This is a genomic window from Planctomicrobium stercoris (genome assembly GCF_051465655.1).
In the GTDB taxonomy this organism is placed as follows: domain Bacteria; phylum Planctomycetota; class Planctomycetia; order Planctomycetales; family Planctomycetaceae; genus Planctomicrobium.
Genome location: NZ_CP195791.1, coordinates 5,662,152 through 5,672,973, shown reverse-complemented (window position 1 = coordinate 5,672,973; position 10,822 = coordinate 5,662,152). Strand labels below are relative to the sequence as shown.

At 57.1% G+C, this 10,822-nt stretch carries 11 protein-coding genes and 1 tRNA gene; 5 read left to right on the top strand and 7 right to left on the bottom strand.

All coding sequences use genetic code 11. The annotated features are described in order from the left end of the window. Positions 1-583 precede the first annotated feature (583 nt). From SH661x_RS22995 to SH661x_RS22985, 3 genes are all read left to right on the top strand, one after another. Positions 584-1,006, top strand: a complete 423-nt coding sequence (locus tag SH661x_RS22995; RefSeq protein WP_437226462.1) for a VOC family protein — start codon at positions 584-586, stop codon at positions 1,004-1,006. A gap of 62 nt (positions 1,007-1,068) precedes the next feature. Beyond that, positions 1,069-1,674, top strand: coding sequence for an SRPBCC family protein (locus tag SH661x_RS22990; protein ID WP_437226460.1), 606 nt, complete (start codon positions 1,069-1,071; stop codon positions 1,672-1,674). A gap of 34 nt (positions 1,675-1,708) precedes the next feature. Continuing rightward, positions 1,709-2,110 carry a DoxX family protein gene (locus SH661x_RS22985; protein ID WP_437226458.1) on the top strand — a complete coding sequence of 134 codons (402 nt, stop codon included), beginning with the start codon at positions 1,709-1,711 and terminating at the stop codon, positions 2,108-2,110. 72 nt (positions 2,111-2,182) lie between these two features. Here SH661x_RS22985 and SH661x_RS22980 read toward each other — a convergent pair. The 3 genes from SH661x_RS22980 to gcvT form a co-directional block, all read right to left on the bottom strand. Beyond that, positions 2,183-2,256, bottom strand: a tRNA-Asp gene (locus SH661x_RS22980). A 122-nt stretch (positions 2,257-2,378) separates the two neighbouring features. After that, positions 2,379-3,104, bottom strand: coding sequence for a pyridoxine 5'-phosphate synthase (locus tag SH661x_RS22975; RefSeq protein ID WP_437226456.1), 726 nt, complete (start codon positions 3,102-3,104; stop codon positions 2,379-2,381). Between the two features lie 57 nt (positions 3,105-3,161). Further along, positions 3,162-4,244, bottom strand: a complete 1,083-nt coding sequence (gene gcvT / locus SH661x_RS22970) for a glycine cleavage system aminomethyltransferase GcvT (protein WP_437226454.1) — start codon at positions 4,242-4,244, stop codon at positions 3,162-3,164. 112 nt (positions 4,245-4,356) lie between these two features. Between gcvT and SH661x_RS22965 the strand changes: the two genes are divergently transcribed. Further along, positions 4,357-5,493 (top strand): serine hydrolase domain-containing protein, encoded by a 1,137-nt coding sequence (locus tag SH661x_RS22965; protein WP_437226452.1) that lies wholly within the window; start codon positions 4,357-4,359, stop codon positions 5,491-5,493. A 76-nt stretch (positions 5,494-5,569) separates the two neighbouring features. Further along, complete coding sequence (gene msrA, locus SH661x_RS22960; RefSeq protein ID WP_437226450.1) at positions 5,570-6,127, top strand: peptide-methionine (S)-S-oxide reductase MsrA; 558 nt, start codon at positions 5,570-5,572, stop codon at positions 6,125-6,127. A 299-nt stretch (positions 6,128-6,426) separates the two neighbouring features. On the opposite strand, the gene SH661x_RS22955 is transcribed toward msrA, so the two are convergent. From SH661x_RS22955 to SH661x_RS22940, 4 genes are all read right to left on the bottom strand, one after another. Further along, positions 6,427-7,497, bottom strand: a complete 1,071-nt coding sequence (locus SH661x_RS22955) for a DUF1559 family PulG-like putative transporter (protein WP_437226448.1) — start codon at positions 7,495-7,497, stop codon at positions 6,427-6,429. A 205-nt stretch (positions 7,498-7,702) separates the two neighbouring features. After that, positions 7,703-8,869, bottom strand: coding sequence for an MlaD family protein (locus SH661x_RS22950; protein ID WP_437226446.1), 1,167 nt, complete (start codon positions 8,867-8,869; stop codon positions 7,703-7,705). 108 nt (positions 8,870-8,977) lie between these two features. Beyond that, positions 8,978-9,772, bottom strand: a complete 795-nt coding sequence (locus SH661x_RS22945; protein WP_437226444.1) for an ABC transporter ATP-binding protein — start codon at positions 9,770-9,772, stop codon at positions 8,978-8,980. 102 nt (positions 9,773-9,874) lie between these two features. After that, a complete protein-coding gene (locus SH661x_RS22940) occupies positions 9,875-10,711 on the bottom strand; it encodes an MlaE family ABC transporter permease (RefSeq protein WP_437226442.1) in 837 nt (278 codons plus the stop codon). Positions 10,712-10,822 lie beyond the last annotated feature (111 nt).

Below are 10,822 nucleotides of genomic sequence, written 5' to 3'. Positions count from 1 at the left end.
CGGGCCAGCGTTCGGCCATTCTGCATAAAAAAGCACGCCGAGTTCCGCACCAGGCCCCGGGACTCGGCATGCTCTGACCGCTTGATGCGTTTCTTGCATCGCCTGGCTTTTTACGCCAGACGACTCTGGTGTGAAGAAACCTGCCCGCACTGCATCTCACGGCTGTTTGCTTAGTCGCACCGTCCCCTCATTCTTTGCCAAGATTTCCACAATTCCAGCCCGCTTTTGACATTAGTAGGGTGTTTTATGTTTGTAGCGAGTGTTTTCTGATCAGGGAAAACGCTATTAAGAATATCAGGGTGAGTCCTAAAGTGAGGATCCCCCGCAACACTTCAACTGCGTCCCTGATTCCCTCCGCTGATTGAAATGCCCTCCTCTGTCTCCGGTCCCGGTCTGAAACCCCGGGCCTGCTCGTGAGTCAAATTCCTGATTCGCTCGAACGGCAGTTGCATCAAAATCATTTCACTTTGAATACAAAATCCATTTAAAGCGGGGAAATTCTCCAAAATCATTGCCAGGCTGACGCGGATCGGTTTCAATCAAACTCGAATTTGATCATTCATCCCCTCCTGGAATGTCCCCGATGCTCGTGCAGCCTTATCTGAATTTTGACGGCCGATGCGAAGAGGCACTCGAGTACTACCACAGAGCCCTGGGTGCTGAAATCCTCATGCTCATGAGGTTCAAGGACAGCCCGGAAGCCTGTGATCCCTCGCTCGTTCCAACCGGGAACGAAAACAAGGTGATGCACGCTTCTTTCCGCGTGGGAAACTCGGTCTTGATGGCGTCAGACTGCGGGTGCCAAGGGAATCCCGTTTTTCAGGGCATTTCGCTTTCGCTGAACGTCGAGTCCGATGCTGAGGCAAGGCGGCTCTTTGATGCCCTGGGGACGAACGGCGAAATTCAGGTCCCGCTGGCTCCGACCTTTTTTGCCTCCAGCTTCGGAGTTGTGCTGGATCGCTTCGGGATTTCCTGGATGATCGTGAAGCAGACGGGGCAGGACTGATCTTTTCAGAGCCGAATTCTCTGCGGAGAACCCATTGGAAGCACAAACATCAGGAATCTGGCATGGTCAAGAAGATCGTGATCGCTGTCGTCGGTCTGCTGGCGTTGTTTCTGCTAATCGTCTCCCTGCAGCCTTCGTCCTTCCGAATTGCCCGGTCTGCCGAGATTCATGCTCCGCCGGCGGTGGTTTTCAACATTTTGAATGACCTGCATCAGGGGGGCCGCTGGTCGCCGTTTGAAAAGCTCGACCCCACGATGAAACGGACCTTCTCAGGCCCGGAATCGGGTCCGGGGGCGCACTATGAGTGGGACGGCAGTGAGCAGGCAGGAGCCGGTTCCATGACCATCGAAGAAGCCCGGCCGGATGAGTTCATTCGCGTGAAGCTGGATTTCACCCGACCGATGGCGGGGACCAGCGAAATCAAATACGAACTCACCCCCTCCAGCGAAGGGACGAAAGTCACCTGGAGCATGGAAGGGAAGAGCAATTTCCTCGGCAAGGCGATCTGCATGTTCATGGATATGGACGATATGATCGGCAGCAAGTTCGAAAACGGGCTGCGAAACCTCGATGAGGTGGCTCAGGAAGAGGCGAAAAAGCCAATCGAACCGGAGTCTGGCGGACCGTCCGATTCGCCAACACCCGTCCCGGCACCAGTAAGCGAGTAATACAGCTCCCCAGTCACTTACCCTCAGGCAGATCATGACTTCAGAATCCGTTTTGAAACCCAAGCGCGGTCCACTGTTCTGGATCGGCTGGATCATCACCATTCTGCCGGTATTGGCATTGGCCATGAGCGCCTTCATGAAGGTCAAAAAGCCCCATCCGGAGGAGATGCTCAAAGGGATGGAACATCTGGGGTGGTCACTCAGCCTGATGCCGGGTTTCGCTGTGGTGGAAGCGGTCTGCACATTGCTGTATTTGATCCCGCAGACAGCTGTGCTGGGGGCCATCCTGCTGACCGGCTATCTGGGAGGGGCAATCGCCACGCATGTACGTGTCGGCGACGATTTCAGCCCGCCGGTCATTATGGGGATTCTGATCTGGGTGGGACTGTTCTGCCGCGACTCACGCGTCCGAGCCCTGATTCCGTGGCGGCGTTAACTCTTTCCAGATTCGGGTCCTGAAAACAAAAAAGCCTGAAGTCAAAACGACTTCAGGCTTTTCGTTTGCAAGCGAGGCGGACGGGACTTGAACCCGCAACCTCCGGATCGACAGTCCGGCACTCTAACCGATTGAGCTACCGCCCCTCAAACTTGCTTGGGTCCGCGAGTTTATGCGGACCGGATTCTATCGTCAACTTGACCGCTCAACTTTTGAGGAAGCGGAAACAAGATTTCATTCCCGACCCCGAAATTTGATTTCTGCGGCATTACAGGCTATTTCGGACCAGCAGCTCCTTCATCTCGCGGACGGCCCTCTCGAAGCCGACCATGACGGCCCGGGCAACGATGCTGTGGCCGATGTTCAATTCCCCAACCCCCTGAATCCGGGCGATCGGCCCCACATTCCGGTACGTCAGCCCGTGTCCCATGTGCAGATGCAACCCCTGCTGCAGTGCCACGTTTCCGGCAGAGATCAAAGTTCGCAGTTCCGTTTTCCGGGCGTCCTCGGTGAGTGCGTCCGCGTACTTTCCGGTGTGGAGCTCAACCGCCTGAGCGCCCAGTTTCCGGGACTGATCGATCTGCTCGGAGTCTGGGTCGATGAACATGCTGACTTCAATTCCCCCCTGCAGCAGCCGATCGACGCAACGCTGGACCCGGTCGTAATTTCGGATGACATCCAGCCCTCCCTCCGTCGTGACCTCTTCCCGCTTCTCGGGGACCAGGGTGCATTGGTCAGGTCGAATTTCCAAGGCGATGGCGGTCATCTCCTCCTCAGCAGCCATCTCCAGATTCAGTTTGACCTGAACGGTCTCTTTGAGAACACGCAGGTCCCGATCCTGAATGTGACGCCGGTCCTCACGCAGGTGGACTGTGATGGCGTCCGCGCCCCCGAGTTCCGCCAAAGCGGCTGCCCAGACGGGATCCGGTTCGATCGTTCGACGGGCCTGACGAATCGTGGCCACGTGATCAATGTTGACTCCGAGAAGTGCCATGGCGAGAGCAGAGGAAAGGGGTGATGGGGCAGAGGTCAGGTGGATTTGTCCACGTCTTCATTTTCTTTTATAGAATGGAAGCGGGACGACTTCCGCCGGTTCGCGCTTTCCACGGATGTCGACTTCGATTTTCGTACCGGGTGTCGCTGCGGATGGGGAGACATATCCCATGGCCAGGGCCGCCTGCAGCGTCGGAGAGAACGTTCCGGATGTGACGGTCCCGAGTTTTTCGTCCCCCAGATACAGCTCCGAACCTTGCCGGGCGATCCGCTTCCCTTCGAGTCGAAGTCCGACCCGCTGCGGTTGATTGCCCTTGGCAGCGATTTCGGCAATGGCGGCCTTGCCGATGAAATCAGGCTTGTCGAGTTTGACCCCGAATGTGAGGCCCGCTGTGACGGGATCGACGTTTTCATCCATTTCATGTCCGTAAAGCGGCATGGCTGCTTCCAGACGCAGTGTGTCCCGGCAGCCGAGTCCGGCCGGAACCAGTCCTACAGCCTGGCCGGCATCGATGAGTTCCTGCCAGACAGCGGGTCCAAATTCATTCGAGACGACGATCTCGAAACCGTCTTCGCCGGTGTAGCCCGTGCGGCTGACCACTGCCGGAACACCGAAAGCCGTCACTTCCAGGGCTCCGTAGTATTTGATGGTCTTCAGGTCGGCATCGACATACTTCTGGAGCAGCGACTCAGCCTGCGGTCCCTGCAGGGCAATCATGCAGGTGCTGGTCGTCGTGTCGTCCATCTTCACGTCGTAGCCTTCGAGATGACGGTTGATCCAGTCGACGATCTTTTCGCGATTGGCTCCGTTGACGACGAGCAGATATTTTTCAGGAAATCGATAAATCAGGACATCGTCGAGAATTCCCCCGTCCTCGCGACAAACGAGCGAATATCGGACCTGTCCGACTTTCAGCTTCGCGACATGGTTGGTCAGCACCCGGTCCAGCAGGGGGACAACGTCCGGTCCGGTGAACCAGATTCGACCCATGTGCGAAATGTCGAACAACCCCGCGTGCTCCCGCACAGCGTGATGTTCTTCGACAATCGAGGTATATTGAATGGGCATGTGCCAGCCGGCGAATTCGACCATTCGGCCGCCGTGTGATGCATGCCAATCATGAAGTGCTGTTTGCAGCATGACCTTCTCCTGCCCGTTCCCTCTGTCTGTCAACAACCGAATCAGTCCCCCATCATCGTGTCGGCAGGGCATTTCACAAGTCACGACAGGCCCGTTTTTTTGAGGAAGTTTTGTGAGTTCCTACGAATTGCAGACCGCATTGCCTGCGGAGATGGGATTGCATCCGGAGCGATGGCGAAAAGTTCTTGAGGCTGCGGATGAACTGTGCCGGAACAAGGCCCTTCCCGCACTCAGTCTGCAGGTGCAGAAACGGGGATTGACGACCGGTGCGCATCACTTCGGGTCGAGACTCCTGGATCGCCCGGAGGTCATCACGGACGACACTCTGTTTCTCATCGCATCGCTGACCAAGCCGATGGTGTCAGCAGCGGTAATGTTACTGGTCGAGCGTGGAAAGATCTCGCTGAGCGAACCGGTCGGTCAGTACTTTCCGGAGATCAAGGATCCGGCCAAACGCCCGCTGACGATCAAGCACCTGCTGACGCACACTTCCGGCCTGCCGGACATGCTTCCGAACAACGCCGAACTCCGGGAAGCGAACGCCCCCTTGAGCGTTTTTCTGGAAGAGACTTGCGCGACAGAGCTGCTCTTCCCGCCCGGGAGGAGTGCTCAGTATCAGAGTATGGGGTTTGTGCTGCTGGGAAGCATCATCGAGAAAGTCACCGGACTCTCCTGTCGCGACTTTGTCCATCAGGAACTCTTTCGACCCCTCAACATGCAGAACGCCTGGCTTGGTCTGCCTGCGGGAGAATCGGAACTTGCGATCATTGCAGAAGTCGAACTTCCATCGTCCCAGCGGATCGCCTCCGGGTGGAACTGGAACAGTGCCTACTGGAGAGAACTTGGGGCTCCCTGGGGAGGAGTGCTCACCACTGCCAGCGATACGAGTCGTTTCCTGCGAATGATGCTGGCAGGCGACGTGGAAGACAATCTGCTGTCCGCAGCGAGCCGACGGGAGTCGCTGGAGAACCGACTTGATGACTATCCCGCCATTCCCGATTCAGAACGGCGATCGCGTGGTTGGGGCCTGGCATGGCGGCTCAACTGGAAGGATCACCGCAGCAGCTTCTGCGATATTCTTTCCGGCGAGGTCGCAGGCCATTGGGGAGCCACCGGGACACTCTTCTGGGTCGACCGCCAGCGGGAGATCGGAGTGGTTCTGCTGTCGACACGTTCGATGGGAGAAGGGGTCTCCCCGTTGACGCATCTTTCGAATATGATAGCTGCAGCGTTTGTCGAAGAGGATTGAGCACTGGGCGCAATCCAATTCGTCGTGAATGCAATCTGGGCAGTCAGCCCGACGACTTCAACTCTGAGAGACTCTCATGGACACGGTGGGATCCACTCCGGCTCAACTTCAGCTGGCGACCTTTGGCGGTGGCTGTTTCTGGTGCACAGAAGCGGTCTTCTCAGCTCTCGCGGGGGTGGAGAAAGTCGTGCCGGGATACATGGGTGGAACTGTGAAGAACCCCACGTATCGTCTGGTCTGTACCGGCACGACCGGCCACGCTGAGGTGATTCAGATCAGCTACGATCCCGCCAAGATCACGTATGTGAAGCTGCTGGAGGTCTTCTTTCACACGCATGATCCGACGACCCTCAACCGTCAGGGGAACGACGTCGGAACGCAGTACCGTTCGGTGATCTTTCCTCACACGGAACAGCAGAAAGATGCTGCGGAAGAGTTGATTCAACGTCTGAATGAAGCGAAGGCGTGGCCCAATCCGGTGGTGACAACCGTGGAGCCGCTGGCAACTTTTTATCCGGCGGAAGATTATCACCGCGACTACTTCGCCCAGCATGGTCATGAACCGTATTGCCAGATGGTGATCCGACCGAAGATGGAGAAGTTTCGCAAAGCGTTTCGGGAGAATCTGAAATAGGTTCTTCAGGAGATGTCCTGCGGAAACAATAACGAAGAAAGCCGCCAGGAGTGATCTTGGCGGCTTTCGGTTTTTGTCAATTCCGTCGAGTGAATTAGCCTCTGTCTCAGGGAAGTGTGGCGGCGATTCACGGAGATTTGTCGTTCAAAAACTGTGTTTATCGCCGCCGGAACGCCACTCTTTTTGTGAGGCTCGTTCTAGACCAGTTTGGTCTATCATGTGCAGGCGATTCAGGATTCCCATCGCTTGAAAGTCCATATGATCGCCTGCGGAACGCAGTAGATTATTGCAAAACCGTTCTAGAACTCGCCGAGGACTTCACCGTCGATCGGGTTGCAGAGTCGGCGGACGATCTGGGTGTCGAGGTTCTCGGAGAGGAATCGGACGCTGCCGTCTCCCAGGAGTCCATGGCAGCCGCCGGTGTGAAGGCTGAACGGTTCGTCGTTCGGGCCGCAGTTGTTGTCCTTCCAGGGGCAGTTGCCGCTGGTCGCGGTGGAACCGGTCTTGTTGTTGTTGATGATCGTGGTGCGGTTCGCGGGAGCACCGGAGACACCGCTGGCGTTATCGGGATCGGCCCAGCGATACGGAGCACTGAACTTTCCGCCGGCGCCGAAGGTTCCCGGGGTTTCATCTTTCACGGTGAAGAGATGAGCCGCCTGATAGTTGGCAGGAACGCCGCCGTACGACTGGGTCGCAGTGCTGTAGTCGTACTTGCCGGCTGACTGAGTCAATCGGCCGGCATCTTCGAAGATACAGAGTGTGTTACTCAGGCCGTCCGTCGTGGCAGCGACTTTCTTGCAGAAACCGAGCATTCCCGGAGTGTCGGAATTCAATGCGGTTCCGGCGGTGAGCGGGTCGCGAAGACCCGTGGTGGGGCTCAGGTCGGTGTACGCGATCGGCATGTAATCGGTGTTCCCGTAGTTGAGCGAGTCTTTCTGGGTGACTCCATTCGACGGACACAGGTAGGTCGCGACATACGTCTGCGAGAGTGGAGCGTTGGTGGGAGACGTGTAATGCTCGCTGGAGTTCCATCTGTTGAAGAGAGGTGCCTGATCCGTATAGGGCAGGATCGCGACAAACAGGGAACAGGGGAAGAATCGACGGTCCTTCGCATTAATGTCGGTGGATTCCCCGGAGCTGGGGAAGACGGAATGGGTGGACTCGTAGTTGTAGATCGCAAGACCAATCTGCTTGAGGTTGTTCTTGCACTGGCTGCGGCGGGCGGCTTCGCGGGCTTGCTGGACAGCGGGCAGCAGCAGAGCGATCAGCACGGCGATGATGGCGATCACCACCAGCAACTCAATCAATGTGAATCCTCGAGCACTCGCTCGACGTGGTGAAAGAACCGAAGACGGACTCAACTGGCTCATCTTAACTCCCTGGGATTATGACAGCGAAATGACGCGGCCCCAACTTCAGGGCACTTCGCTCTCGCGTGTGACAGGGAGTATCAACAGATCGATGAACTTCCGGTGAAGCTCATGTTAGTTTCAGAATTTCCAACTCAACGAAGCTGTCAGCTCGATTTGGGTACGCAGGGATCTGCAGCGAAATGATGCGGAGATGACAGGCCGATTACTTGCCGGGAGTCGAGAATCCAGCCTGTTGCACTTCCGAGCTCTTCAGCCCGGTACTGGGACGCATTGCTCCTCCGACTCCCAGCAGTTCCGGGTGACGGGCCACTTTGTCCGTGAAGATTCGCAGATCGTTCAACGCCGGGGCTGCGTTCTCCAGCAGGACAGTGAGAGCTGCCGCGGAGCGTTCCAGATTCTTGTACAGGCTCGGGTCCGATGCGAACTTCTGCAGCGAGCCGTCTTTGGCATTGATGACCTGTGAGAACATGTTGAGCTCCGTCAGGAGCGATTCCAGCTGCACCAGGCTGCCGGAAAGTTTGCGGACGATGACGTCGCTTTCTTCCGCCAGCGGCATCGTTGCTTTCTGGATCGTGTTGAGGTTTGCGCTGACTTGTTCCATCGAAGTTCTTGCAGAAGCAATCGTCAGACGTGTCTCTTCTGCGATTTTTGGAAGCTCGGCTGCCGTCTTACGCAGATTGGCCTGAAGCTCCGGATCGGCGAGCAGAGAATTCGCATTGGCGAGTGTGTTGCTGGCGACTTTGAGCGTTTCGCCCGCTTCGGTGAAGGTGGATGTGGCTGCCCGCATGGCCTCATGAAATGTGTCGAGCGCCAGCACAGCCCGTTCGACGACATCTCCCAGGTTTCCGCGATTGGTGTCCATCAGGTTGTTGACGTTGCGGGCGACCTGCTGCCATTCGCGACTGGTCGCTTCAAAGGAACTGAGCGTGGTACTGACCGTGTGCTCAAGACGTTCGATGGCCTGCATGGGATCGCTGGCTGCCAGCCCCTGCAGTCGTGAACGGGGCGGAATAAACTGTGTCGAACGACCGGCACTGAATTCAATCTTGGAATCCCCGAACAGGGATCGCGAGACATGCGGCTGAGCATCTGAACGGAGTTGATGATTTCCGTAAATGGCGACGATCACCAGGACTCCGCCCGCCTCTTCATCCAGCACAATTTCCTGCACGGTCCCGATGGTGATTCCGTTCTGCTTCACCGGACTTCCCAGATGCAGACCGGGAATCTCTTCGAAGTGGACTGCGAGGGGATAGGTTTCCCGCCACAGATCTTTGAAGTCGCTGAACTGGAAGATCAGAACCGCGCCGACCGCCATCGCCAGGACGACGAACAGACCGACTCGGTATTGCAGCTGGCGTTCATTCATGGGGGGATCGAGGGGATGAGGGAAAAGAGAAAAGGGAAACGGGGGAAGTCAAAATGCGTTCCGCTGACTGATATCGCCCGTGGTCAGTCTGGGGCCGATGATGAGTCGTCATGCTGCTGCCAGCTCCGTGAGACGTTCCCCCGCTTCTCCCCGGACGAACTGGGAGACGCGCGGGTCTTCACATTCAAAGACCTCCTCCGCGGTGCCGTCGAAAAGAATCTGGGGTTCGTGCGGGTCAAGCCGGGACAGCGGGTAAAACATCACGACCCGATCAGCGACCTTGCGAACGGTATGCATATCATGTGTCACGACGATGCTGGTGACCTGTCGACGTTCGCGGGTCCGCATGATCAGCTCGTTAATCACGTCACTCATGATGGGGTCGAGACCGGTGGTCGGTTCATCGTACAGAATGACGTCTGGATCGATCGCCAGTGCGCGGGCCAGTCCGACCCGTTTACGCATTCCCCCGGAGAGTTCGGCAGGCTTCTTGTCCTTCACAACCCGGACGTCCAGACCGACATCACGGAGTCGCTCACGGACAATGGCTTCGATTTCATCATCGGACAGCCGTGTGTTCTGACGCAGGCTGAAGGCGACATTTTCATACACAGTCAGGCTGTCAAAGAGCGCCGCTCCCTGAAACAGATAACCAAACTTCAGGCGTTCCCGGACGATGGTTTTCTCGCTGAGCTGCCGGACGGGCTGCCCGGACCAGTAAACCTCACCCGTGGTCGGGCGGAGCAGGTCCATCATCAGCTTCATCGTGACGCTCTTCCCGCAGCCGGACTCTCCGATCAGGACCAGCGTCGTGCCGGTTTCGACAGACAAGTCGATGTCCCGCAGAATCGGCTGTGAGCCGAACTGTTTGTAGACGCCACGGAGTTCAACGAACGAAGACATGGAAGTCAGGGGGCAGGGGACAGGGGACAGGGGACAGGGGACAGGGGACAGGGGGCAGGGCGAGATTTCTCTTTTTCCTGTCCTCGATTCTCTTTCCCCTCCTTACAGAATCACGGTTTTGGGATAGAGGACTTCGAACAGTTCCATCATGAAAAAGCCCAGCAGGAAATCGAGGGCCAGGATCGCGATGAACGAATACACAAAGGCTTCCGTGGCAGCCTGTCCCACTCCCTCCGCGCCAGCCCGGCTGTGAAAGCCACGGTGGCAGGAGATCAGTGAAATCGCTGCTCCGAAAAAGACACTCTTGATGATGCCGCTCCACAGGTCGTACGCGTTGACGAAGCTGCGGGAGTAATGCCAGTAGTAGAAGCTGTTGATGCTGAGGACCTGTGTGCTGAACCACCATCCGGAGAAGACGCCAATGCCGTCTGCAAACAGCGTGAGCATGGGAATCAGCAGAAAGCACGCGAGAAAACGGGGGACGACCAGATAGGCGACCGGATTGGCACCCAGTGCTGTCAGGGCGTCAATCTGTTCGGTCACTCGCATGGTCCCCAGCTGGGCTGCCATCGAACTTCCAACACGGCCAGCGAGCATCACCGCTGCCAGCACCGGCCCCAGTTCTTTCAACAGAGTCACGTTAACCACCGTGCCCAGCTGATTCTCCATGTGCATCATGGCGAATTGTTCATAGGCCTGAATGGCCAGCACCATACCAATGAAGCCGCCGGTCACCAGAATCACCGGAACGCTTTGCACTCCGATCTGAAACATCACCGGCCAGAGAACAGTGCCACGCGGCCATCCGGGAAGAATCCAGCTGGTCATCTTCAGCGAGAACAGGGTCAGGTCGCCCATCAGCGCCAGAAAGTCGAGCACCAGCTTGCCCAGTGCCTGAATCAGCGATCCTTGACGATGTGTGGCTGTCCCTGCCGACATGACTTCTCAGTATGGGTTGAAACGACGGAATCCCTTCCGGCGGGACTCTACCGGAAACTGCGAAACCGGGTCGAGAGCGATTTTGTGAAATGGTGAACGGATTGACAGGCT